This window comes from Pseudomonas protegens CHA0, from assembly GCF_000397205.1.
Classification (GTDB): Bacteria; Pseudomonadota; Gammaproteobacteria; order Pseudomonadales; family Pseudomonadaceae; genus Aquipseudomonas; species Aquipseudomonas protegens.
On the sequence record NC_021237.1, the window covers coordinates 2,375,703 to 2,399,677 of the forward strand.

Genomic DNA, 23,975 nt, shown 5'->3' on the forward strand with positions numbered 1-23,975 from the left:
ATGGCTCGTGTAAAGCGTGGCGTCATTGCCCGTAAACGTCACAAAAAAATTCTGAAACTTGCTAAAGGCTACTACGGCGCTCGCTCGCGCGTATTCCGTGTTGCCAAGCAAGCGGTAATCAAGGCAGGCCAATACGCCTACCGTGACCGTCGTCAGAAAAAACGTCAGTTCCGCGCTCTGTGGATTGCTCGTATCAACGCTGGTGCTCGTAATAACGGCCTGTCGTACAGCCGTCTGATCGCTGGCCTGAAAAAGGCGTCCATCGAGATCGACCGTAAGGTTCTGGCTGATCTGGCAGTGAACGAAAAAGCGGCGTTTGCTGCGATTGTCGAGAAAGCTAAAGCCACCTTGGCTTAAGTACCCCCGACAGTCATCCGGGCTCACCTTTCGTGAGCCCAGATGTTAAACGTCATAAATAGGGGAAGAGCCTTCAAGCTCTTCCCCTATTTTGTATCTGGAGTCTGTACATGGAAAACCTGGATGCGCTGGTTTCTCAAGCACTTGAGGCCGTGCAACACGCTGAAGACATCAATGCCCTGGAACAGATCCGGGTTCACTTCCTTGGCAAGAAGGGCGAGCTGACTCAGGTGATGAAGACCCTGGGCAACCTGCCTGCCGAAGAGCGTCCGCAAGTCGGTGCGCTGATCAACGTTGCCAAGGAGCGTGTAACAGAGGTTCTCAATGCTCGCAAAGCGGCTTTCGAGGAGGCGGAACTCAGCGCCAAGCTCGCCGCCGAGTGCATTGACGTCACTCTGCCGGGCCGTGGCCAGACCTCGGGCGGTCTGCACCCGATTACGCGGACCCTGGAGCGTATCGAACAGTTCTTCACTCATATTGGCTACGGCATCGCCGAAGGCCCTGAGGTTGAAGACGACTATCACAACTTTGAAGCGCTCAACATCCCAGGCCACCACCCGGCCCGGTCGATGCATGACACCTTCTATTTCAACGCGAACATGTTGTTGCGCACCCATACCTCACCGGTACAGGTCCGCACCATGGAGTCGCAGCAGCCGCCGATTCGCATTGTCTGCCCAGGCCGTGTGTACCGTAGCGACTCCGATATCACTCACTCGCCGATGTTTCACCAGGTCGAAGGCCTGCTGGTCGATCGTGACATCAATTTTGCCGACCTGAAGGGCACGATCGAAGAGTTCCTGCGGGTGTTCTTCGAGAAGGAACTGGCGGTGCGTTTCCGTCCTTCGTACTTCCCGTTCACCGAGCCTTCCGCCGAAGTCGATATGGAATGCGTGATGTGCAGCGGTAAAGGCTGCCGGGTCTGCAAGCAGACTGGCTGGCTGGAAGTCATGGGATGCGGCATGGTTCATCCGAATGTGCTGCGTATGTCCGGGATCGATCCGGAAGAGTTCCAAGGCTTTGCCTTCGGCATGGGCGCCGAGCGTCTGGCCATGCTGCGTTACGGTGTCAATGACTTGCGCCTGTTCTTCGACAACGACTTGCGGTTCCTTGCGCAATTTCGCTAGTCGCGCGTCCGTAACGAATCTATTAGGAGAGCAGGATGAAATTCAGTGAACAATGGCTGCGCGGCTGGGTTAGCCCGCAGGTAAGTCGTGACGAGCTGGTAGCCCGTCTATCGATGGCCGGTCTTGAGGTCGACAGCGTAACGCCGGCCGCCGGTGATTTCAGTGGCGTGGTAGTGGGCGAGGTGTTGAGCACCGAGCAGCACCCGGATGCCGACAAGCTGCGCGTTTGCCAGGTCAGCAATGGTTCGGAGACCTTCCAGGTTGTCTGCGGCGCGCCGAACGTGCGCCCGGGCCTGAAGGTCCCGTTCGCCATGATCGGTGCCCAGTTGCCGGGCGACTTCAAGATCAAGAAGGCCAAGCTGCGTGGAGTGGAATCCAACGGCATGCTGTGCTCCCAGGCTGAGCTGCAAATCGGTGAGGGCAATGACGGCCTCATGGAGTTGCCGGTCGATGCGCCGGTGGGTGAGGACGTTCGCACCTACCTGAGCCTGGACGATGCCAGCATCGAGGTCGACCTGACCCCTAACCGCGGGGACTGCCTGTCCCTGGCCGGCATGGCCCGTGAAGTGGGTGCCTTGTACGCGGCCAAGGTGCAGCGTCCGGAAGTACCGGCGATTCCTGCGGCGCATGACGAAGTGCGTCCAGTGGAAGTGCTGGCTCCGGCTGCCTGCCCACGTTACCTGGGGCGTGTCGTCCGCAATGTCGACCTGTCCAAGCCTACTCCGCTGTGGATGGTCGAGCGCCTGCGTCGCGCCGATGTACGCAGTATCGATGCTGCAGTGGACATCACCAACTACGTGATGCTCGAACTGGGCCAGCCGCTGCATGCCTTCGATCTTGCCGAGATCAATGGCGGCATCCGTGTACGAATGGCTGAAGAGGGCGAGAAGCTGGTATTGCTCGACGGTCAGGAAGTGACCCTGCGCAGCGATACCCTGGTGATTGCCGACCATACCCGAGCCCTGGCGATTGCCGGCGTGATGGGGGGTGAGCACAGTGGCGTCACCGCCAATACCCGTGACGTATTCCTGGAAAGTGCCTTCTTCGACCAGATCGCGGTTGCTGGCAAGGCACGCTCCTATGGCCTGCATACCGATGCTTCCCATCGCTATGAGCGTGGTGTGGACTGGCAGCTTGCTCGCGAAGCCATGGAGCGGGCTACTGGCTTGCTGCTGGAAATCACGGGCGGCGACGCGGGGCCGATCATTGAAACGCTCAGCGAGCAGCATCTGCCATCCGTTGCGCCTGTCACCTTGCGCGCTGAACGCATCACTCAGATGCTGGGCATGGAAATCGACGGCCTCGAGGTAGAGCGTTTGCTCACCGCCCTGGGCCTGACTGTAACTGCCGATGGGGCAGGGCAGTGGCGTGTTGAGGTGCCGAGCCATCGCTTCGATATCAGTCTTGAGGTTGACCTGATCGAAGAGCTGGCACGTCTTTATGGTTACAACCGTCTTCCGGTTCGCTATCCGCAGGCTCGTCTGGCGCCTCAAGCCAAGGCCGAGGCCGAGGGTGACCTGCCTGCTTTGCGTCGTTTGCTGGTTGCTCGTGGTTATCAGGAAGCGATCACCTACAGCTTCATCGATCCGAAGCTGTTCGAACTGTTCAACCCAGGCGTCGAACCGCTGTTGCTGGCCAATCCGATTTCGGCCGACATGGCAGCCATGCGTTCCTCTCTGTGGCCGGGCCTGGTCAAGGCGCTTCAGCACAACCTGAACCGTCAGCAGGATCGTGTCCGCATGTTTGAAAGCGGCCTGCGTTTTGTTGGTCAGCTGGAAGGTTTGAAGCAGCAGCCGATGCTGGCAGGTGTTGTATGTGGCAGCCGCTTGCCTGAAGGCTGGGCGCAAGGTCGCGATGGCGTGGACTTCTTCGACGTCAAGGCGGATGTCGAAGCGGTACTGGGTTTTGCCGGTGCTCTTGATGCATTCACCTTTGTGCCGGGCAAGCATCCAGCGCTTCATCCTGGTCAGACGGCTCGCATCGAGCGTGACGGTCGTGAAGTCGGTTTCCTGGGGGCCATTCACCCAGAGCTGGCGAAGAATCTCGGCCTGGACCGCCCTGTCTATGTCTTTGAACTGGTCCTGAGTGAAGTGGCTCAAGGGCGTTTGCCGAAGTTCCATGAGCTGTCGCGCTTCCCGGAAGTGCGTCGAGACCTGGCATTGCTGGCGGATCGTGACGTGGCGGCCAGCGCCGTTCTGGACGTAATCCGTGAAAATGCAGGTGAGTGGCTGACAGACCTAAGGCTGTTTGACGTCTATCAGGGTAAAGGCATTGATCCTCATAGAAAAAGCCTTGCCGTCGGCTTGACCTGGCAGCATCCATCGCGCACTCTTAACGACGATGAGGTGAACTCTACGACGCAAAATATCCTCACCTCGCTCGAACAAAGGTTGAACGCCACGTTAAGGAAGTGACGTATGGGGGCTCTGACGAAAGCTGAAATGGCCGAACGTCTCTACGAAGAGCTAGGCCTGAATAAACGCGAGGCCAAGGAATTGGTCGAGCTATTCTTTGAAGAAATCAGGCACGCTCTCGAAGATAACGAACAGGTCAAATTGTCCGGTTTCGGTAACTTCGACCTTCGGGATAAACGCCAGCGTCCTGGCCGCAACCCGAAAACGGGTGAAGAAATCCCGATCACGGCGCGCCGTGTGGTCACCTTTCGTCCAGGGCAGAAGTTGAAGGCCCGAGTTGAGGCTTATGCTGGAACCAAGTCATAACGACGAGCTCCCGGTCATTCCGGGCAAGCGCTACTTCACCATTGGTGAAGTCAGTGAGCTCTGTGCGGTCAAGCCGCATGTGCTGCGTTATTGGGAGCAGGAGTTTCCTCAACTCAACCCCGTCAAGCGCCGCGGAAATCGCCGGTATTATCAGCGCCAGGATGTGCTGATGATCCGGCAGATCCGCGCGTTGCTTTATGACCAGGGGTTCACCATCGGCGGGGCGCGCCTGCGTCTTTCCGGTGATGAGGCCAAAGACGATACGACCCAGTACAAGCAATTGATCCGTCAGATGATCTCTGAGCTGGAAGATGTGCTTGTGGTGCTAAAAAAGTAATTCTCTGTTTTAAATACTTCCACTTTTCAAAAGCTTGCGGTATATTCCTCAACGTTTCCTGAGAAGTGAAATAGATTTCACGCCTAGTCGGGGCGTAGCGCAGTCCGGTAGCGCACTAGCATGGGGTGCTAGGGGTCGAGTGTTCGAATCACTCCGTCCCGACCATATTCCTAAAAGAGATCAAGCACTTAGCGGCTTGATCTCTTTTTTCGTTTAGAGGCGGCGCAAACTGATCGCGCTGGCGGTAGTTGAATTTCGTGCCCCGGTGGTTTTCTCATCGTTCCGTTGGGCATTTAGATAGAGACGCAAACAGCTCTCTGTCACAGGTCGGTACCCCCTTTCTCCTCCCATTCCTATACCAGGCTGGCATTCATTGGATGTTCGGTGTGGTCATGGCTGTTGTAGTGGCCGTCATTCCACGCTGCACACCCAACGATGATTATTCCGGTATGGCGCACGAATGAAGGTCACATCCGTAAGCAGGATCATGCCTTTGTCCTGCAGGACTTCAGTCAATTCAACAAGTGTCTCTGCTTCGATAGTCATTGCTGTTACCTCGTCAGATTTACTGTGTTCATAGTTGTGGACTGAATCTGCGTTCGTGGAATTCAATTTTTCTGCGCGGTTGATTGGGTTCCCAAGTGGTAGCTGTGACCGGGTTCCAATCTGGGGCTTGGTGCCCGGATTGATGAGCGGGTTCGGCCTGGCTTGCTAGGTTATCGGCTCGATGGGGGGAGGGCGCACGGGTGGCAACTACTCCTGCCACGTCCATGACTTGGCGCTTGTTACGGCTGGCTCACGCAGACTAGTGGAGGGTGGCAATGCGCCGGTTTTCGCCAATCCTGATTCGGTCCAGCGCTCGGTTGAGTGCGTCCAGGGCATTGAGCAAGGCTTGTGCCTCGGTTTCCCTACCCTGACCCCAGAGGCGCTCGGCCATCTTGTTCAAGGCCTGGATGGAGCGCTCGATATCGGCGGCAGTGACTGCCTTGGCATCCTCCGGCTCTTTTCTAGGCATGGGCTGAGGCCTCGATTCTGGTTTGCTGGCGAACTGGATGATGGGTTTGCCAGTGTTCGATGGAGGGCTGTTTCCGGTTTGGTCTGGCGAGATTCATGGAAGGCCTGTCACTGACGACATTTCAAGGCCGCGGCTTGTATGTCGGAGGCGCTACCGACGTTGACGACGCTCATGCTGTCGGCGCCAAGTTCGGCTGCTTTATTGAAGGCCATATTCAGCGCGTCCCCATTGGAGGAGCCCTTCACGGTAAATGCCGTCAGAACCTTGCAGGCCTGTGCCGAGGAGGCCGTCACCAGATCGACCTGCCTTCCTGCTTCCGTCAGTTGTGTGGTGCAAGCCGAGACCGAAGCCGCAGCGACGACAAGCAAGACAAGGCCACGCAGATTACGCATCACTGAACACTCCTGTCGACGAGGTTGTCGGCCTATCCCGGCCAGCCAGCCCCGGGCAATCATCGCGAGTACATCGCCCACCAGAACACATGGCCCAGGATCGAGATCTGCTGTTCCTGGATTTCGGCGAAGCTATAGTCTTCGTCTGGATGTTCATCCCGATTGAAGCTGCGCAGGCGCAGCCCGACCGGCAAACGGTAAACCTGCTTCACGCGCAACTGGCCATTGTGGTTGAGTGCATACATCTCCCCGTCGACTACATCCTTCAGGGCATTCCTGCCGACGTTCACGCCAACGGTTGCGCCGTCGCGCAGCACCGGGACCATGCTGTTGCCGCTGACCGACACGCACTTGGCGTTGTTGAACTGTACGCCGTTCTGACGCAGATCTTTCTTGAAGAAGCGCAGCCGGGCGGTATCGCTTTCTTCGATGACAAACCGGCCCGAGCCTGCAGCCAGCTCCACCTCGTGAAGAAAGGGGACGTAGACCTCGTTGTCATCGAGCGGGGTCGCATCGTCCCAGGTCTCGATATCGTCCAAATGCACGCTTGGCTGGGTGCGTGCCGATGCGGTATCCGCGGCCTTGAGCATTTCTCCAACGCCTTCAGCGAGCCACATGGAGGAAACGCCGCATACCGAGGCAATCTGGGCGACAAAGGCCGTGGCCTTCGATTTGCCACGTTCCAGGTCGGAGATTGAGGTTTGGGTCAGGCCGGCACGTTCAGCGAGCTCTGTTTGATTGAGCTGGGCGTGGCGACGAGCTGTTTTGAGTCGATCTTTAAATTCCATCCGCCCAGTATTACGGGGGTTCCCATAAGCTTGCAAATGGGTATTCCTATATTGTACTATATGGGTGTTCCCGTAAGGGCGTCAGGCAGATAATCAAATGGATTTGCAGATGTTAAAAGAATGCAGATGTGGAAGTTGCAATCGACTTCTCGCTCGAGTGGGCGAGTTTACTGAGCTCCAGATCAAATGTTCCCGCTGTGGAACCTTGAATCATGTAAAAGCCGCGAGTCTCGAGCTATCGCCAGGAGCGGCCAGGTGTGACAGCGGCGTCGGTCATTGAGCCTGTGATGCAACGGCTCGTCCGGGCCAGAGGCCCGAACTGCTGTTGCATGACGGTTCCAGGCCGCGCGTAGCGCTGTCGCAGTCATTATTGGAATGGGTGGAGCTCTCACGCCGTGGTGGTCATAACTGCGCGTTGAAGCTATCGCCCCCTTCGTGAAAGCCAAGAGCTTCGATTTCCTCGCCTTTGAGCGACATGCAGGCGGAATCCTCCGCATCCATCATTCGACTCAATAGGTAACAACATGGCTTGGATTCGATACGACTTTACCGATAACGGCTCTTCTGTACTGCCGGCTCGCTACTACATGGCGCCGAACCAGTATCTTCAATCCCCCAACAAGCGCTTCAAGCTGCTCTTCCAGCCCGATGGCAACCTGGCACTGTATGACGGCGCCCAGTTGGCATGGGTGGCTGACCAGAACACGCCGTTCACCAACGTGAGCAAGGGCAACAAGAAAGATCCGATGATGGTCTTCATGAACTACGGCTTTGTCCTGGATGACCCGCTGCGTGGCCGTATCTGGTCGACCACTCCGAGTGACCCCACCATGGGTTCGCGCGAAGATGCCTCGCTGCGTGCGTTCACCCAGCTTCAGGACGACGGGAACATCGTCACTGTCGACACCATCCCGCACTGGTATGCGCCCAATGGTCGTGTATTCACCCCGGCGGTGGGTACGGCAATGATCATCAGCGGTCCGGCCGAGCTGGTACCGGGCCAGCTCTACAGCGCTGGCGATCACGCTCTGGTCTTCCAGGGCGATGGCAACCTGGTGGTGTACGGGCCGAACTGGAGCGTGGTCTGGGCGACCTATACCCAGAACAAAGGTGGTGTGCGCTGCGTCATGCAGGCAGACGGCAACCTGGTGATCTACGCCGCGAACAATGCGGTCGTCTGGCAGAGCGGCACGGCTGGTCACCCCGGCGCAACCATCCGCCTGCAGGCCAACGGCAGTTTCACGATAGTGACCGAGCGGCCGATCTGGGCCCGCTTCGGCTATACCCCGACCATCAAGCCGCCGCGTGTGTTCTACCCCGATCACAAGTGGAAAACCGGTAGCTACACCTGGGACAACGTGTTCTAACGGCCTGCAAGAGGCCCCGCGACGATGCGGGGCTTCTACAGGCTTCACTCAAGGGCCCGGCAGGCTTGTTCTGCCGGGCTCTGCCCATTGGTGGCGCAGATTGAACGGGGTCACGAACGGGCAAGCGACAGCTGGCCTTCAAAGGCCGTGCGTTCAACCTTGAAAAACAGATTCTCCTGAGTACCGCCATTCACCTGCTTCAGGACGGTGTGCGACAACTGCCCGCCGATTTTCTCCATGGCTCGCTGTGAGCGGATATTCGAACCCGCAACATGGAACCAGACGGTGTCGACCCACTGAAAGGCGTGCCCGAGCATCAGGTACTTGAGTTCCTTGTTGGCACTGCCCCCCCATTTTTCGCGCGCCAGAAAGGTGTAGCCGATGGCAACTTCACGCTGGTCCTCGTTGAACTCGTAGTAGCGGGAGCTGCCTGCAACCTTGCCGCTGTCGCGGTCGATCACGATCAGGGTGCTCTTGGCCGCCAGTGCGTCGTCGTACCATTGGCGAAATACCGGCTCCTGATAGCGGGTCGAGCTTTGGTGCTGAGCCCAGATCAAGGGATCGCAGGCGACGCCATACAGCGCCGCGAAGTCCACGGCCTCAAGTGGGCGCAGTTCAAGTGATTCACCAACGAGCAGGGGCGAGAGGGGCAGCGATTGCATCAGTGATCTCCAAAGGACGAATGCATCTGTTTCGTTGCGCGAGGCTTGCTGGATGAGCAATATGCTCCGGTTGCATCACGGCTACGCGGGAGCCGGAACCTTAACAAGGCTCTGGCAGGCCTGAATAGCGCGGCACGGCTGCTGTTGGCCGCGAGTATCCCTGATCGGCCTGTGGCGCATCACCTGGTCAACCCCGCGCAATACTCAACAAGCGCGCAATCGCTCTGAGCACATCAATGGATGGCAACGCGACGATGAAATACCCCATTAGCCTGTTGGCATGCACGCTCTTACTGGCCTCGCCCGCGTGGGCGCAGGGCAAGCGGGTGATTCCCGGTAGCGAGCAGGTCGAGGCGGGTTATCTCTCGTCGCAATTGTTGCTGAAGCCCTGTACGGACGTGACGACTCTGGGCTTCAGCGCGGACGACAGCGCCCTGCACGATGCCGCCGCCGCGCGCCAGGCCTTGCCTGCGGGAACCTGCAACGACGCAGCGCTGGTGGAGAAACTGTTCAAGGCGCGCTTTGTGCAGTACGGCTCGATCACGCAGGTGTTCACCCCGTGGCAATTGGCACGGCAGGTCGACAGGCAGAACCGCGCCATCAGCCGTTGCCCGGATACCCAATGCCTGGGCCGCGAGCTGGATGCAGTGATTGCCGCGCTGGCGCCGGTGTATCTCGGCGCGAGCCGCGCCTGGCCCAGGGGCAAGGGGCTGTGCGCCAGCGAGCCGGTGGACAGCCCGGCGAACCAGGCCCTGGCGGTTCTGGGGGCCGACACCCGTCAGCAGATCAATGCGCAATGCGCGCAGGAGGGGGTGATTGCCACAACCTGCCACGGCCCCCATGGCCAATTGCTGTTCTTGAGCTGTGGCATGAGCGGCAATCAGGTCAACTCAAGCCAATGGCTTTATCGTGCCGGCAAGGCACACGCCGAGCCGCTGTTCGCCGTCGAGGATGGCCCCCTGGGCGTACTGGCGACTTCCTGCAACGGCATGCCCGACCTGATGACCAGTGCACGGGTCAGTGCCGGAGAGCACAACGACACCTTCTACCGGTACGACGGCAAGGCCTATCAGCAGGTGTATTCCTACATCAGCACCTTTGTCGGTATCGATGCCAACGGCAATGACCTGGCCATCGCCCAGGCCGGCGCACTGGCCAAGGTCGCGTGCCGCTAGGGGGCGCGCATTGCTCACAGCGCGCGGCAAAGATCAAGATTGACCTCCCTGGCCGACGCCCAGAAGATGCGGCCCTTCGTATCCAGTCTCGGGAGAGGGCATGCAGGCTCATGACGCTTACTTCACTATCGACGCCGAGGCGCTGCAGGACCGCTCCCTGGCCGAGCTGGCCGCCGGGCAGCCGCTGCCGCTGCGCTGCGCAGGGCTGGACCTGAGGGGCCAGGACCTGTCCCGCATCAGCCTGCCCGGCGCCTGGTTCGAACGCTGCCTGCTGACCGGCGCCGATCTCACCGCGGCCAACCTGATCAATACCCGCTGGAACAGCTGCCGCGGCGGCCAGGCCAACCTGCGTTCTGCAGTGCTTACCGATGCCCGTTTCGAACGCTGTGACCTGAACAACACGCAATGGCAGCGCAGCAAGGTGGCCCATGCAAGCTTTGATGGCTGCAAGCTCACCGGCGCCCACTTCGGCGACGTGTCGGCCCTGGGCCTGAGCTTTTCCGACTGCCTGCTCAACAGCGCCATGCTCTCGGGTATCTCGTTCTACAAGTCGCAGTTGCACAACATCGATTTCAGCGAAGCCCACCTGACCTACTGCGACTTTCGCAAGGCGGTGTTTGTCGACGGCGGCAGCCTGTCCATGGCCCGGGTCAACAATGCCCGCTTCGATGACGCCGACCTGCGCGAAGCCAGCCTGCATGGGCTGCGCCTGGTGGATGCCAAGCTGTTCAAGGGGGCGATCATTTCCCGCAGCCAGGCCGGCATGCTCCTGGCCGGGCTGGGCCTGACCGTGCTCTGACTAGAGCCCGGCCGCTGCGGGTTGGGCCTGCAGCAATTCGTCGAGCACCCCCATGAAGGCTTCCACCAACTGGCTGCGGCCCTGCTTGCGGGTCAGTACCAGCAACTGGGCGGTGGCGCTGGGGTCGGCGAGGGGGCGGTAAGTCACGCCTTTTTTCGCCAGGGTCTGGGTGCAGCGGGGCACCAGGGCAATGCCCTGGCCGGCGGCGACCAGGGCGATGATCGAGGTGATCTGCCGGCCGCTGGGGCCCGGGCGCAATGGCAGGCCGTTGCGTCGGTAGAGTTGTTCGATGGCTTCGTTGAGCCCCGAGCCGTAGTCGGCGGGAAACAGGATCAGCGGATGCTCGCTAAGCTCGGCCAGAGTCACTTGTGCCTGCGCGGCCAGGGGGCTGTCGCTGGAGATCGCCGCCACCAGCGGTTCGTCCCCCAGGGACAGGGACTGGATATCGCTCTGCTCGCTCGGCGGTTGCATGCGGCTCATGCCGATGTCGATGCGCCCGTCGACAATCTGCGACCACTGGCTGACCGAAGCACCTTCCACCAGGGTCAATTGCACGTCCGGGAAGCGCTGGGCGAAGGCCTGGATCGCCTGGCTGAACAGGTCCGAGAGGGCGATGGAACTGGCGTAGCCCAGGGCCAGTTGCCCGGCGCAACCTGCAGCCAGCTTGCCGGCCATGACCTGGGCCAGGTCCACCTGTTCCAGCACGGCCCGGGCGTACGGCAGGAAATGCCGGCCCTGGGCGGTGAGGGTCACGGTGCGGCTGGTGCGGTCGAACAGGCGAAACCCCAGTTCGGTTTCCAGGGCCGAAATCTGCCGGGTCAGCGGCGGTTGCGCCAGGTGCAGGCGCAGGGCGGCGCGACCAAAATGCAGCTCTTCGGCGACCGTCAGAAAATAACGCAACTTGCGTAGATCGAGCATCCTGTTCCCTGGGTATTGATCGGTCGGAATTCGGTATTGGTCTTGGCTTGGCGACGTATTTTATAAAGGCCTTTGGTCATAAAACGAGAGGTTTCATGAATTCGCGTCAGCATTGTGCGCGCATCGCCCTGTTTCTGTGTGGTTGTGCGGCATTTCTCAACCTGTATGCGACCCAGGGCATTCTCCAGGAATTTGCCCAGAGCTTTCAGGTGAGCATCCGGGAAGCCGGCTGGAGCATCACCGTCACCACCCTGGCGGTGGCCCTCACTGCGCCCTTTGTCAGCCGCTTTACCGGGCGTTTCGATCAGCGCCGGGTGATTGTGGTGGCCGCGCTGTTGCTGGCGGTGCCGGCGGGGCTGGCGGCCTATGCCGGCAGCTTTACCCAACTGCTGGTCTGGCGCCTGGTGGAGGGCATGCTGATCCCGGTGGTGTTCGCCACCAGCGTGGCCTATATCGGCGACCGCTGGAGCGGCGGCACCGTGACCGAAGTCACCAGTCTGTATGTCGCCGGCACCGTGCTGGGCGGCTTTGCCGGGCGTTTTGTCACCGGTTTCATGACCGAATACGTGGGCTGGCGCGAAGCCTTTGCCTTGCTCGCGGGCCTGAGCCTGCTGATCGGGGTGGCCATTCATTTGCTGCTGCCGGCCAACCCGCCCCTGACCGCGCCCCGGGCATCCGGCGGCCTCAGTGCCCTGCGCGAGCTGTGCCGGCGGCCCTTGCTGGCAGCCTACGGCGTGGGCTTCTGCGTGCTGTTCTCGCAAGTGGCCACCTTTACCTACGCCGGGCTCTATCTGAGCCAGGCGCCGTTCGACCTGGGGGCTGCTGCCCTGGGCGCGATCTACAGCGTGTTCCTGCTGGCCCTGGTGGTGATCCCCATCGCCGGGCGCCTGAGCAAGTCGCGGCCCCAGGCCGAGCTGCTGGTGGCCGCGGCGTTGCTCGGGGTCTGCGGTTCGGCCCTGACCCTGCTGCCGTCGCTGTGGCTGATCGTGCTGGGCCTGGCCCTGAGTTCCACCGGAGTGTTCCTGGCCCAGGCCGCCGCCAACTCCTTTACCACCGCCACCGCCCGCCACAACAAGGCCGGCGCCGTGGGCCTGTACCTGACCTGCTACTACCTGGGCGGCAGTTTTGGCGCCGTGGTCCCGGCCCTGCTCTGGAGCCACTGGGGCTGGCAGGGCTGCGTGGCGCTGATCGTGCTGTTCCAACTGCTGTCGCTGCTGATTGCCTGGGGCGGCTGGAAGCCCCTCGAACCCCAAACCCCGGTCGCGGCTCGCGAACCGTCCAACCCGATAGATTCATCATCCAACAAGGAATACGTGAGGTGACCATGAATAACGTACTGACCCGGCAGAGCCAGTTGCTGAAGATTGTCGAACCTGTGTTGAACGACATGCCGGCCAGTGTCTTGAAGCATGCGCTGTTCGAGGCGTTCTGGAGCGAAGAGGGCGCCCTGGTGGACATCGAGCATGCCTTCGAGAAGCTCACCTCCCGTCGCCACGAGCCGGCGGTGCTGCGCAAGTTCTTCGCCAGCTGGTCGAAGACCAACAACTCCGCCACCAGTGTGTCCGGGCTGGCCAACCGCATCACCTTGCTGGCCCGCTCCGGGCAGGGCTCGGAAGCTGCCGACGGCCTGTACCGGGCCTGCGGCAGCCTGCAGCGGATCACCGATGAAGACCTGGGCGCGCTGGGCAATACCCTGCATTCGGACCTGTTCTACAACATGGCCACGCCGATCTGCGGCGATGACCAGTGGCTGCTCAAGGAAAACTGCTTGCCCTCGGCCCAGGGCTTCAAGGACTGGACGGATTTTCGCCGCCTGCGTGACCGCGACCTGCTGCAGGGGCTGCTGACCACCCTGATCCACGAGGTCTACACCCACGGCGAAGTGGAGTTCATCCACCCGCTGTACAAGCAGTGGTTCGTCCGCGACATGGGGGTGCCGGCAGAGAAGGCGCGCACCACCGTGGCCTGGGTCACGGTGCACACCGGCGGCACCGAGAGCAATCACTTCGCCCATGCGGTGGCGGCGGTCAACGAGTTCGTCGATGCCATGCAGGTGCGGGTCGACCCGCAGGCCGCGCGGGAAATCTTCGCCGAATACCTGCAGCGCAAGGCTCGGGTAATGCGCGACTGTGCCCAGCTGTTGCGTTGATGGCTCCGGCCCGGCCCCGGCAACGGGGCTTGTGGCTGACCCAGGCTCGCCTATCCTGTTGCTGATTGACCCTTCCTTTTCATTTTGCAGCCTGCCTCGACAATGAATGACCTGAAACATCACGCCTCCCCGGAGGCATTGCCGGCGTCCGATGTGTCGGTGCGTCGCCGTTCCCTGGTGGCCGGTTGCGGCGCCCACGCGGTGCATGACGGCCTGACTGACGTGATCTATGTACTGCTGCCGATCTGGCAGGCGCAGTTCGCCATGAGCTACGCCCAGATCGGCCTGCTGCGCGGCGCCTATTCCGGGATGATGGCCGGCTTCCAGTTGCTGGCCAGCCGTGGAGCCAAGCGCTGGGGGCGCGAGCGCCTGCTGGTGGGTGGCACTGCCCTGGCCGGGCTGGCCTACCTGCTGGCGGGGCAGGCCGGGGGGTTGGGGGTGCTGCTTCTGGCGCTGCTGCTGGGCGGCCTGGGGGCCAGTACCCAGCACCCGCTGGCGTCCTCGATCATCACCGATACCCACGAGGCTGGCGGCGGGGTCAAGGAAGCGCTGTCCCAGTACAACTTCGCCGGGGACATCGGCAAGACCCTGATTCCCGGGTTGGTGGGGCTGCTGCTGACCGTGATCAGCTGGCGTGCCAGCGTGACCCTGATCGGCCTCCTGGGGTTGGCCGCTGCGCTGGCGCTGTGGTGGCTGATCCCGTCCCGGGCGGCGACCCTGGCCATGCAGGAAAAGGCGCCGAAGACGGTCAAGGGCCAGGGCTCGGTCGGCGGCCTGCGGGCACTGATCCTCACCGGCACCCTGGACAGTGCGGTACGCATGGGTTTCCTGACCTTCCTGCCGTTCCTGCTCAAGGCCAAGGGCGCCGGCACCGCCGGTATCGGCCTGGCCCTGACCCTGCTGTTCGTCGGTGGCGCTTTCGGCAAGCTGCTGTGCGGCTACCTCGGGGCGCGCATCGGCATGATGAAGACCGTGTGGATCACCGAGTTCACCACCGCCAGCCTGATCGTGCTGGCGGTATTCCTGCCCTATGTGGGGTTGATGGTGATGCTGCCGCTGCTGGGGCTGGCGCTGAACGGCACCTCGTCGGTGCTCTATGGCGCGGTGCCGGACCTGGCGGGGGCGGGCAAGCGCGAGCAGGCGTTCTCGCTGTTCTACACCGGCACCATCGGCGGCGGGGCACTGGCGCCGGTGCTGTTCGGCAGCCTCGGCGACGTCACCGGCATTCCCCTGGCGGTGATGGCCCTGGCCGCGACCCTGCTGCTGACCCTGCCGCTGTCCTGGTACGTGCAGCGTGGCCTGGACGCCGACGCCCGGTCCTTGCCCAGCCCCGGCTGAGGTCCCGCCAATGCCCTGACAGCGCAGGCCCGGCGCGGGATTGTCCGGGCCTGCTGCTTGCTGGTGGAGCGCTAGCCGCGCAGGCGCCATTCGGGCCCCGCGGCAGGGGCCGGCAGCGGCGCTGCCAGGGTCCTGGCCAGTTCGACGAAGCGCTCCAGGCAGCGCGACCCCAGGGGCGTGCGCCAACTGACCGTCTGTTCCAGCACATAGGGCTCGGCCAGCGGCACATAGACCACCCCGGGACGCTGCAGGGTCGCGGTGTAGTCGGGCACCACGGCCACCCCGCGCTCCGCCGCCACCAGGGACACCAGGGTGGTCATCTGCGACGCCGTGGGCCCCAGGCGCGGGATGATCCCGCTGTGGGCGCAGAGGTCCTCCAGGGCGGTGTTCAGGGCCGATCCGTAGGCGCTGGGAAAGGTCACGAAGGATTCCCCCGCCAGTTCGCAAAACCCCAGGCTGCTCCTGCCGGCGAAGGCGCTGCGCGACGGCACCGCCACCACCAGGGAATCGCGCGAACTCACCAGCGACTGCAAACCGTGGGCCGGCAAGTTGGGCGCCCCCCAGCCAAAGCCGATATCCAGGCTGCCATCGATCAACTGCTGGCGCTGGCTGGCGGTGGACACCTCGCGAAACGCCAGCTCCACCTCCGGCAGGCTGCGGCTGGTGTTGCGGATCATCTCGGAGAAAGCGTTGGACAGGGGAATCGAGCTGGCATAGCCGATGACGATACGGCCGATGGCGCCATGGGCGATCTTGCGCGCGGTGGCCTCGGCCTCGCCGACGGCACTGATCACCCCCCGGGCCTGCTGCAGGAACAGTTCACCCTCCGGGGTCAGGCACACGGTGCGGGTCGAGCGTTCGAACAGGCGGATGCCCAGGCGCGCCTCCAGGGCGGCGATATGCCGGGTCAGCGGCGGTTGGGCGATCCGCAGGCGCAGGGCGGCGCGGCCGAAGTGCAATTCATCGGCAACGGTGACGAAATAACGCAGACGACGGAGCTCTAGCATTTCTTGTTTTTCCAGTATCAATCACGACGCAAACAGTATTGGCCGCTATTTGCGACTGTCATCAGAATGTAAGACGACCAGCCTAGACCAGCTTTCCAAGTTGCCGCAGGCGCATGGGTACAGGCTCGGTTCACTCTGTTTTCCGATTGTTTTCGCAGGTACAAAAATGACAAGCAGCGAAGCCACGGCCGTCCGTTTTTCCTTGTCCCAGCGTGCGCTGGGCCTCAGTGCTCCAGGCACCTCGAGCATGCGCAGCAAAGCCAACGCCCTGAAGGAAAGCGGGATCAAGGTGATCAATTTCGCCGCCGGCGAATTGTCCTTCGATGCCTGCGAGGACATGCGCGCCGGGGCCATCGAAGCCATCGCCAATGCGCGCAATCGCTACACCCCGCCCATCGGCCTGCCGGCCCTGCGCGAGAAGCTCGCGCAACGGGTCAGCCAGCGCACCGGGGCTGCGTTCGCCGCCAATGAAGTGGCGGTCACCGCCGGGGCCAAGCAGGCGCTCTACAACGCCTGCATGGTGCTGCTTAATCCCGGGGACGAGGTGATAGTGCCAACTCCGTACTGGGAAACCTTTCCCACCCAGATCCGCCTGGCCGGCGCCACTCCGGTGTGCGTCCAGACCCGCGCCGACCACTACCGGCTGACGGTGGACGCGGTGCGTGGCGCGCTCACCGAGCGCACCCGGATGATCGTCATCAACACCCCCAACAATCCCACCGGCACCGTCTATGAACGCGAGCAACTGCTGGCCATCGCCCAGATGGCCCAGGAGCGGCAACTGTGGGTGATGTTTGACGAGTGCTATCGCGGCCTGGTGCGCCAAGGCCACGAGCACCACAACATCCTGGCGCTGTGCCCGGCATTGAAAGGGCAGACGGTGCTGATCGATTCCTTCTCCAAGAGCCAGGCGGTGACCGGCTGGCGGGTCGGCTACGCCTGCGCCCCGGCGCCGGTGATCGCGGCCATGCACAACCTGCAGGGGCACACCACCTCAAACCCCAGCAGCCTGTCCCAGTACGCCGCGCTCAATACCCTGAACGCCGATTCGTCGCACTTTGCCGACCTGGTCAACCCGTTCCTGCAACGCCAGCTGCACGCCGCACGCACCTACCTCGACCGTCTGGAAGGGGTGAGCTATGCGCCGCCGGAAGGCGCCTTCTACCTGTATATCGATGTCTCTTCCCGGCTCGGCGGCTACTACCACGGCGAAGCGGTGCGCGATGTGGATCACCTGGCCGACCTGCTGCTGACCGAGGCGCACATCGCGGTGGTGCCCGGCTCCGGTTGTGGCGACCCCCACTGCATCCGCATTTCCTACGCCGTGGAATATGAGGAACTGATCGAGGGCCTGGGCCGTTTCGCCCAGTTCATCTCGGCGATCGTCATCGACTGAAGCGGCTCCCGGCAGCCCAGCCCCCAGGGGGATCAAGCCCGTTCCCGAGCCCGCCGTGGCCCGGGCCGGCGTCGTTCATCTTGTTGTCCGTGAAGTGAAGAACAATTACAGGAGAAAAACATGGAGAGTTCCCGCAAGGAGTTCATCGGCTACGTGCACCAGGCCCTGGTGGATGTCGAGGACCGCAACCTGGTGGAGGCCCTGCTGACGGGCTTTGAAAACCACCCCGACAAGCTGGACGGCTACTGCCTGACCTACCAGCGCATGACCTCGCGCAAGTGGTCCGAGGACTCGCTGTGCACCTTTTTCTGCGGCTGGCGCAGCCCGGATGGCGCGGCCCATGCGGTGTCCAGCATCATCGTGCGGCTGCTGCAGGAGTCCGAGGACCTGCCCGGTGATGACAACAAGCTCAAGCTGCTGGAGGCGGCCCGGCACTGCGGCGAGATCATCGTCGAGGACGTCGGCCTGGGTGAGATGCACGGCCATCCCCACCATTCCAAGCTCTACCACCGCATGGCCTCGGCCATCTGCGGCTCGGACAACTGGCGCCTGCAGGACAAGTACCTGAACCCCATCACCAAGGAGTTCTCCACCTGGGTCGGCGAGAAGCGCCCGCTGGCCCCGAACCTGGTGGAAGCCCTGGAGATGATGGCCCTGACCGAGCTGTTCAACACCGGCGAGTACAACCTGATGACGCCACTGTGGAAGAACTGGCTGCGCGAATCCTGCGGTTACCCCGCCGGGGAAGCCAACCGCATCGCCGGCTTCCTCAGCGTTCACTGCGGCGCCGTCGAGGCCCGGCATTTCCGCCACGCCACCGACGCCCTGAAGCTCTACACCCAGGCCACCGGCCAGCAGGTCAACTACCGGCGCATCGCAGCGCTGTCCGATGAGTACGTGCTGCGCGCCTGCCAGCACCTGGAGAAGATGGCCTCCGTACTCAAGGAATAAGCGCCTGCCAACCAGGCCGGGCAGGGCGCCTGCCCGGCACCGCAGGCCGGACCCTCATTCATTTATTGGAGAACTACCCACATGCGTCTTGAATCCGACTCGATGGGTTCCATTTCGGTACCGTCCAACAAGTACTGGGGAGCCCAGACCGAACGCTCCATCCACAACTTCCCCATTGGCCGTGCACGCTTCCAGTGGGGGGCGCCGATGATCCGCAGCATGGGCATCCTGAAGAAGGCCGCGGCCCTGGCCAACCTCAAGCTCGGCGAGCTGCCGGAAGCCATTGCGCTGCCCATCGTCAAGGCGGCGGATGAGGTGATCAGCGGGCAACTGGACGAGCATTTCCCGCTGGTGGTGTTCCAGACCGGTTCCGGCACCCAGTCCAACATGAACGCCAACGAAGTGATCGCCAACCGGGCCATCGAGATGCTCGGCGGCGAGCTGGGCAGCAAGAAGCCGATCCACCCCAACGACCACGTCAACCGTGGCCAGTCGTCCAACGACACCTTCCCCACGGCGATGTACATGGTGGTGGTGACGGAGATCTTCGAAACCCTGCTGCCGGGCGTCTCGGTGCTGCGCGACACGCTGTTCGAGAAGGCCGAGCAGTACCGCGATGTGGTCAAGGTCGGACGCACCCACTTGCAGGACGCCACCCCCATCACCCTGGGCCAGGAGATCGGTGGCTGGGTCGAGCAGATCGACTATGCCCTGGCGGCCATCCAGCACAACCTCACCGGCCTCTACGACCTGGCCATCGGCGGCACGGCGGTGGGCACCGGGCTCAACTCCCACCCGCAGTTCGGCGACGAGTGCGCACGAATCATCGCCGAGCTCACCGGCTACCCGTTCAAGTCCTGCGCCAACAAGTTCTTCGCCCTGTCGGCCCATGACGCGCTGATCAACACCTCGGCGGCGATCCGCACCCTGGCCATGGCCCTGATGAAGATCGCCAACGACGTGCGCTGGCTGGCCAGCGGGCCGCGCTGCGGCATCGGCGAGATCGACATTCCAGAGAACGAGCCGGGCTCCTCGATCATGCCGGGCAAGGTCAACCCGACCCAGTGCGAGGCGCTGACCATGGTCTGTACCCAGGTCTTCGGCAACGACGCCACCGTGGCCTTCGCCGGCAGCCAGGGCAATTTCCAGCTCAACGTCTACAAGCCGGTGATGGTGCACAACGTGCTGGAAAGCATCACCTTGCTGGCCGAGTCCTGCCGGGCCTTCAACGACCACTGCGCGGTGGGCATCGAGCCGAACCGGGCGCGCATCGAGGCCAATATCGAGAAGAACCTGATGCTGGTGACCGCCCTCAACCGCCACATCGGCTATGACAAGGCCGCGATCATCGCCAAGACCGCCCACCACGAGGGCAAGTCGCTGCGGGAAGTGGCCCAGCAGCTGGGCTATGTCTCGGCGGCGGATTTCGACCGCTACGTGGTGGCCCTGGACATGACCCACCCCTGAGCGAACCCGGTGTTCCCCAACCACAAGAGGCGTGTGAATCCCATGCAGGAAGCTGATATTCGCCGAACCAACCTGAGCCAGTTGCTGCGCCGCAAGCGCTGCCTTCGCGTGCTCGAAGCCCACAGCCCGATCTCCGCTCTGCTGGCGGAGCAATCCAGGCTGGAGCGGGGCAGCGGACCGAGCCTGGTCTACGACGCCATCTGGTCCAGCTCCCTTACCGACTCGACCCACAAGGGCCTGCCGGACATCGAGATCCTCTCGCCGAGCAACCGCTTGCACGGCATCCGCGAGATCTTCGATGTGTGTTCGTTGCCGATGATTTTCGACGGCGATACCGGGGGCAAGGCCGAGCACTTCGCCATCCACGTGAAGATGCTGGACCGGGCCGGGGTCTCGGCGGTGGTGATCGAGGACAAGTGCGGGCTGAAGAAGAACTCGCTGTTCGGCAACGCGGTGAGCCAGCTCCAGGACTCCATCGAGGAGTTCTGCGAAAAGATCCGCGTGGGCTGCGCCAACCGCAGCCACGAGGATCTGCTGATCATCGCCCGTTGTGAAAGCCTGATCCTCGACAAGGGCATGGACGATGCCATCGAGCGCTGCCTGGCCTATGTCGCGGCCGGCGCCGACGGGATCATGATCCACAGCCGCAAGAAGGACGGCCTGGAGATCCTCGAGTTCGCCCGGTTGTTCCGCCGCCACTGCCCGCGTGTGCCGCTGATCTGTGTGCCCACCAGCTACGCTCACTTGAGTTTCGACGAGCTGGAGGGGGCGGGCTTCAACGCGGTGATCTACGCCAACCACATGCTGCGCAGTGCCTACATGGCCATGCGTGATGTGGCGGTGGGGATTCTCGAGCATGGCCGGACCCTGGAGGTGGAGCCGCGGTGCCTGGGCATCGACGAGATCCTCGACCTGGTGCCGGGCACCCGTTAGGCACTCGCGGCCAACCCCCTTCGCAGGGCCGTGGAACGGGCGTGCTTTATCCGATTCCACTCCGAGATTCGGAACGTTCTGAATTCAGAATTTTCCTACAGACGCTGTGGGGGGCGCTGTCTAGACTCGCTCCCCGTTCGCCCGGCCAGCTACCACAGGCAACACGCTGAATGGCGGTGGTTGGTCAGGGCGGGCTGCAACACGGCTGTACCTGCCTGCCCGGTCCATGTTTCGCCTACTGCCCAGGCTGACCGGGTTGGTTCTACAGCGTGGGGCACTCATGGCCCCGGTCCCCACATCCCCCCAACCTCTCATCGCCCCAGCCCCCTGATACCCGGCCATCGCCAGTGGCTCAGGGCAAGGTCTGGGCGCGGGCCAGGCTCGGTGCCTGCGCGCCATCCTCCCAGGCACCACCCAGGGCCCGGAACAGATTTACCTCGGCCAGCAACTGCGCCAGGCGGTCATTGATCAGCCCTTGCTGGGCGCTGAACAGCGAGCGCTGGGCATCGAGGAACACCAGGTTGCTGTCGACGCCGATGCGGTAGCGGTGCTCGGCCAGGTTGTAGTAGTCCTGGCTGGCCTGCACCAGGCTGTGCTGGGCACTCAGTTGCTGCTGGAAGGTCTGGCGCGCGGCCAGGCCGTCGGCGACTTCCTGGAAGGCGGTCTGGATGGCCTTTTCATACTGGGCGACGCTGATGTCCTTCTGCAGCCGGGCGTAATCCAGGCTGGCCCGCAGGCTGCCGGCATTGAAGATCGGCAGGTTGATCTGCGGCTGGAAGGTCCAGGCCCCGGCACCGCCCTTGAACAGCCCGGACAGCTCCTTGCTGGCGCTGCCGGCGTTGGCGGTCAGGCTGACGCTGGGGAAGAACGCTGCACGGGCCGCGCCTATATTGGCGTTGGCGGCCTGCAACTGGTACTCGGCCTGGAGAATGTCCGGGCGCCGCTGCAGCAGGTCCGAGGGCAGGCCCGCGGGCACCTGGGCCAGCATGCCCTCGGCCAGCCCGCGCCGGGGCAGGGCGTCGGGCAGCGGTGCCCCCACCAGCAGCGTCAGGTTGTTCAGGTCCTGGGCCACCTGGCGCTGGTAGCGGGCCAGGCTGGCGCGGGCACTGTCGACGCTGGTGCGGGCCTGGGCCACGTCCAGGGCCGAGATCTTGCCGGCGCTGCCATTGCGGGCGGTCAGGCGCAGGCTCTGTTCGTCCGCGGCCAGGGTCTTGCGGGTCAGCTCCAGCAGCTCCTGGTCGGCACACCAGCTCAGGTAGGCCGTGGCGACATTGGCCACCAGGCTCAACTGCGCGCTGCGCCGTGCCTCTTCGCTGGACAGATAGGTCATCAGCGCCTGCTGGCTGAGGCTGCGGATGCGCCCGAAGAAGTCCAGCTCATAGGCACTGATGCCCAGGTTGGCGGAGTAGCTGGAGCTGATCAGTGCCTTGCTGCCGGTCATCTGTTCCGGCAGGCGCTGGCGCTTGCCCGAGGCGCCGGCGCTCACCGCCGGGAACAGGTCGGCACGCTGGATGCGGTACTGGGCCTGGTAGGCCGCGACATTCAGCGCCGCCACCCGCAGGTCGCGGTTGTTCTGCAGGGCGCTGTGAATCAATTGCTGCAGCAACGGGTCCTGGAACAGTCCCTGCCAGTCGGCCCCCGGGTTGCCGGCAGCGGGGGCGAAGGCTGCGCCCTGTGGGTACTGGGGCGCCACGGGAGCGGTCGGGCGCTGGTAGTCCGGGGCCAGGGAGCAGCCGCCGAGGGCCAGGGCCAGGGCCGCCAGGGTCAGTGGGGAGTTACGCATTGATCAGCCTCGTGACAAGCACATCCTGATGGCGGACAGCCAGGGGCGTGCGGGCGGTTTCAGGCGCCGACCATCCACTTGGCCAGCCCGTGACGGCCGCTGACCCCGAGCTTGGCGGCGGCGCGCTTGAGGTAGGTTTCCACCGAGCTGTTCTTGACGCTCAGGCGCTGGGCCATTTCCGGCACGGTGCCGCCGGTCAGCAACCCCAGGCAGACTTCCTTTTCCCGCGCCGAGAGGGTGATGTCACCCAGGGACAGGCGCTCATCGAACTCCCGTTGCAGCGGTGTCTGCTGCAAGGCATCGGCGGGCTTGGCACTCCAGCTGCGCAGGTTCTTCAGGGCCTGTTGCCGGTGCAGCTGGGCGTGGCGTTCCAGCAACGGCAGCAGGGTCTGCGACAGGCTCTTGAGAAACGACAGTTCGGACAGGGAAAAGCCGCCCTGGTCGGGAGCCCGGTAGAGGGCGATGACACAGCGGCGATTGGCTTTGCGCGAGACCAGGTGGCATTGGTGCGCGGTGGTGCGGGAAGGGCCGCTGCGGGCCTGGGCATTCATTTGAATCAGCAGCGAGTCGTCCATTTCCAGCATCTGCTGCAGCAGCGGGTCATGGCGTCGCGGCGGCTCCGGCAGTGGCAGGTCCTTGTGCAGCCCGGCGCGGCCCAGCAGGGTAATGGCCAGGGGGCTGGCCTGGCGTTCGTCCAGGGTCCATTCGCTGAGTACCAGTTGGGTCAGTGGCACCAGCTTGTCCACCAGTTGCAGCATTTCGCTGGCGAACTGCGGGTGGCCGGAGCTGGAAATCAACTGCCCCAGTTCGAAGTAGAAGTGCGGGGTTTCCAGGTTCGCAATACTGCTGGTCAGACTCATATCCTTATCATCCTTGATCGAGACAAATCGCTGATCGACGCGCGCTTGCCGCGGCATGCCGTGGCAGATTCCCGATGAACCTGATCCAGTTCTCGGGCGTTGATTTAAGCCTATGGCTTTGCCTGGCGTCTGTAGGGGGAAACCGGGACATCATGGCCCTGCCAGGGCCTCGCCAAGGCTCTGGGTCAAGCCCTTGCGACGGTCCCGTCGCGCCCGCCGGCGGGGTGTTTCCCGGCGTCAAGGTTGCCCGAGGGGCAAGCCTGCGGTGGAACGCAAAAGCCCTCCGTCAGGCCATGAGCGTCGTTCACGCGTAGCCAATTTCCTACAGCCGATTCAGCTGATCAGCAGAGCTGCTGCAACAGCCCGGCGCGGTGCTGCCCGAGGTGGCCGACCGGGGCCGGAACTGTCCGGGTTTCGGGTGACATACAGGCCCT

General features: G+C 62.9%; 25 protein-coding genes and 1 tRNA gene. 17 read left to right on the forward strand and 9 right to left on the reverse strand.

From position 1 onward, the window contains the following. From rplT to PFLCHA0_RS10860, 6 genes are all read left to right on the forward strand, one after another. The gene (rplT, locus tag PFLCHA0_RS31135) at positions 1-357 is read left to right on the forward strand and encodes a 50S ribosomal protein L20 (RefSeq protein ID WP_011060418.1); all 357 of its coding nucleotides are present in this window, start codon (positions 1-3) and stop codon (positions 355-357) included. Between the two features lie 110 nt (positions 358-467). Next, on the forward strand, positions 468-1,484 hold the full coding sequence (gene pheS, locus PFLCHA0_RS10840; protein WP_011060419.1) for a phenylalanine--tRNA ligase subunit alpha: 1,017 nt from the start codon (positions 468-470) through the stop codon (positions 1,482-1,484). Between the two features lie 35 nt (positions 1,485-1,519). Next, positions 1,520-3,898: a phenylalanine--tRNA ligase subunit beta gene (gene pheT, locus PFLCHA0_RS10845; protein ID WP_015634924.1), complete on the forward strand. Its 2,379-nt coding sequence runs from the start codon at positions 1,520-1,522 to the stop codon at positions 3,896-3,898. A gap of 3 nt (positions 3,899-3,901) precedes the next feature. After that, positions 3,902-4,204, forward strand: coding sequence for an integration host factor subunit alpha (gene ihfA / locus PFLCHA0_RS10850; RefSeq protein WP_002553164.1), 303 nt, complete (start codon positions 3,902-3,904; stop codon positions 4,202-4,204). Next, positions 4,185-4,541 (forward strand): MerR family transcriptional regulator, encoded by a 357-nt coding sequence (locus PFLCHA0_RS10855; RefSeq protein ID WP_007920509.1) that lies wholly within the window; start codon positions 4,185-4,187, stop codon positions 4,539-4,541. The genes ihfA and PFLCHA0_RS10855 overlap by 20 nt, the downstream gene beginning before the upstream one ends. Positions 4,542-4,629: 88 nt before the next feature. After that, positions 4,630-4,706: transfer RNA gene (locus PFLCHA0_RS10860), tRNA-Pro, on the forward strand. A 246-nt stretch (positions 4,707-4,952) separates the two neighbouring features. Here PFLCHA0_RS10860 and PFLCHA0_RS32070 read toward each other — a convergent pair. The 4 genes from PFLCHA0_RS32070 to PFLCHA0_RS10875 form a co-directional block, all read right to left on the reverse strand. After that, positions 4,953-5,087, reverse strand: a complete 135-nt coding sequence (locus PFLCHA0_RS32070) for a hypothetical protein (protein ID WP_259233886.1) — start codon at positions 5,085-5,087, stop codon at positions 4,953-4,955. Between the two features lie 259 nt (positions 5,088-5,346). After that, positions 5,347-5,556, reverse strand: a complete 210-nt coding sequence (locus tag PFLCHA0_RS10865) for a hypothetical protein (RefSeq protein WP_011060426.1) — start codon at positions 5,554-5,556, stop codon at positions 5,347-5,349. Between the two features lie 107 nt (positions 5,557-5,663). After that, entirely contained in the window at positions 5,664-5,948 is a 285-nt protein-coding gene (locus PFLCHA0_RS10870; protein WP_019094684.1) for a DUF4156 domain-containing protein, read from the reverse strand. A gap of 59 nt (positions 5,949-6,007) precedes the next feature. After that, positions 6,008-6,736, reverse strand: a complete 729-nt coding sequence (locus PFLCHA0_RS10875) for an XRE family transcriptional regulator (protein WP_011060427.1) — start codon at positions 6,734-6,736, stop codon at positions 6,008-6,010. Between the two features lie 109 nt (positions 6,737-6,845). Here PFLCHA0_RS10875 and PFLCHA0_RS31140 point away from each other — a divergent pair, with 109 nt between their 5' ends. Further along, positions 6,846-7,016: a Com family DNA-binding transcriptional regulator gene (locus tag PFLCHA0_RS31140; RefSeq protein WP_072444854.1), complete on the forward strand. Its 171-nt coding sequence runs from the start codon at positions 6,846-6,848 to the stop codon at positions 7,014-7,016. A 244-nt stretch (positions 7,017-7,260) separates the two neighbouring features. Further along, positions 7,261-8,103 carry a putidacin L1 family lectin-like bacteriocin gene (locus PFLCHA0_RS10880; RefSeq protein WP_011060428.1) on the forward strand — a complete coding sequence of 281 codons (843 nt, stop codon included), beginning with the start codon at positions 7,261-7,263 and terminating at the stop codon, positions 8,101-8,103. A gap of 110 nt (positions 8,104-8,213) precedes the next feature. On the opposite strand, the gene PFLCHA0_RS10885 is transcribed toward PFLCHA0_RS10880, so the two are convergent. Further along, entirely contained in the window at positions 8,214-8,765 is a 552-nt protein-coding gene (locus PFLCHA0_RS10885) for a GNAT family N-acetyltransferase (protein ID WP_015634926.1), read from the reverse strand. Positions 8,766-9,019: 254 nt separating this feature from the next. On the opposite strand from PFLCHA0_RS10885, the gene PFLCHA0_RS10890 reads away from it, so the two are divergent. Together PFLCHA0_RS10890 and PFLCHA0_RS10895 are read left to right on the forward strand one after the other, a co-directional pair. Next, the gene (locus tag PFLCHA0_RS10890; protein WP_228102256.1) at positions 9,020-9,940 is read left to right on the forward strand and encodes a hypothetical protein; all 921 of its coding nucleotides are present in this window, start codon (positions 9,020-9,022) and stop codon (positions 9,938-9,940) included. 100 nt (positions 9,941-10,040) lie between these two features. After that, complete coding sequence (locus tag PFLCHA0_RS10895) at positions 10,041-10,739, forward strand: pentapeptide repeat-containing protein (protein ID WP_015634928.1); 699 nt, start codon at positions 10,041-10,043, stop codon at positions 10,737-10,739. On the opposite strand, the gene PFLCHA0_RS10900 is transcribed toward PFLCHA0_RS10895, so the two are convergent. After that, on the reverse strand, positions 10,740-11,657 hold the full coding sequence (locus PFLCHA0_RS10900) for a LysR family transcriptional regulator (RefSeq protein ID WP_011060434.1): 918 nt from the start codon (positions 11,655-11,657) through the stop codon (positions 10,740-10,742). A 95-nt stretch (positions 11,658-11,752) separates the two neighbouring features. Here PFLCHA0_RS10900 and PFLCHA0_RS10905 point away from each other — a divergent pair, with 95 nt between their 5' ends. The 3 genes from PFLCHA0_RS10905 to PFLCHA0_RS10915 all read left to right on the forward strand — a co-directional run bounded on the left by PFLCHA0_RS10905 (position 11,753) and on the right by PFLCHA0_RS10915 (position 15,144). Then, on the forward strand, positions 11,753-12,979 hold the full coding sequence (locus PFLCHA0_RS10905; protein WP_011060435.1) for an MFS transporter: 1,227 nt from the start codon (positions 11,753-11,755) through the stop codon (positions 12,977-12,979). Between the two features lie 2 nt (positions 12,980-12,981). After that, positions 12,982-13,806: a hypothetical protein gene (locus tag PFLCHA0_RS10910; protein ID WP_011060436.1), complete on the forward strand. Its 825-nt coding sequence runs from the start codon at positions 12,982-12,984 to the stop codon at positions 13,804-13,806. Positions 13,807-13,908: 102 nt separating this feature from the next. Then, entirely contained in the window at positions 13,909-15,144 is a 1,236-nt protein-coding gene (locus PFLCHA0_RS10915; protein ID WP_011060437.1) for an MFS transporter, read from the forward strand. A gap of 71 nt (positions 15,145-15,215) precedes the next feature. On the opposite strand, the gene PFLCHA0_RS10920 is transcribed toward PFLCHA0_RS10915, so the two are convergent. Next, entirely contained in the window at positions 15,216-16,151 is a 936-nt protein-coding gene (locus tag PFLCHA0_RS10920) for a LysR substrate-binding domain-containing protein (protein WP_011060438.1), read from the reverse strand. Between the two features lie 166 nt (positions 16,152-16,317). Between PFLCHA0_RS10920 and PFLCHA0_RS10925 the strand changes: the two genes are divergently transcribed. From PFLCHA0_RS10925 to aepX, 4 genes are all read left to right on the forward strand, one after another. After that, positions 16,318-17,547: a pyridoxal phosphate-dependent aminotransferase gene (locus tag PFLCHA0_RS10925; RefSeq protein ID WP_015634929.1), complete on the forward strand. Its 1,230-nt coding sequence runs from the start codon at positions 16,318-16,320 to the stop codon at positions 17,545-17,547. Positions 17,548-17,667: 120 nt separating this feature from the next. Continuing rightward, positions 17,668-18,498, forward strand: a complete 831-nt coding sequence (locus PFLCHA0_RS10930) for a hypothetical protein (RefSeq protein WP_015634930.1) — start codon at positions 17,668-17,670, stop codon at positions 18,496-18,498. Between the two features lie 81 nt (positions 18,499-18,579). Then, a complete protein-coding gene (fumC, locus tag PFLCHA0_RS10935; protein ID WP_011060441.1) occupies positions 18,580-19,965 on the forward strand; it encodes a class II fumarate hydratase in 1,386 nt (461 codons plus the stop codon). Positions 19,966-20,007: 42 nt separating this feature from the next. Further along, complete coding sequence (aepX, locus tag PFLCHA0_RS10940) at positions 20,008-20,898, forward strand: phosphoenolpyruvate mutase (RefSeq protein ID WP_011060442.1); 891 nt, start codon at positions 20,008-20,010, stop codon at positions 20,896-20,898. A 352-nt stretch (positions 20,899-21,250) separates the two neighbouring features. Here the strand turns inward: aepX and PFLCHA0_RS10945 are convergent, their stop codons facing one another. Further along, positions 21,251-22,681: an efflux transporter outer membrane subunit gene (locus PFLCHA0_RS10945; RefSeq protein WP_015634931.1), complete on the reverse strand. Its 1,431-nt coding sequence runs from the start codon at positions 22,679-22,681 to the stop codon at positions 21,251-21,253. A 59-nt stretch (positions 22,682-22,740) separates the two neighbouring features. Next, a complete protein-coding gene (locus PFLCHA0_RS10950) occupies positions 22,741-23,541 on the reverse strand; it encodes a helix-turn-helix transcriptional regulator (protein ID WP_011060444.1) in 801 nt (266 codons plus the stop codon). Between the last annotated feature and the right edge of the window lie 434 nt (positions 23,542-23,975).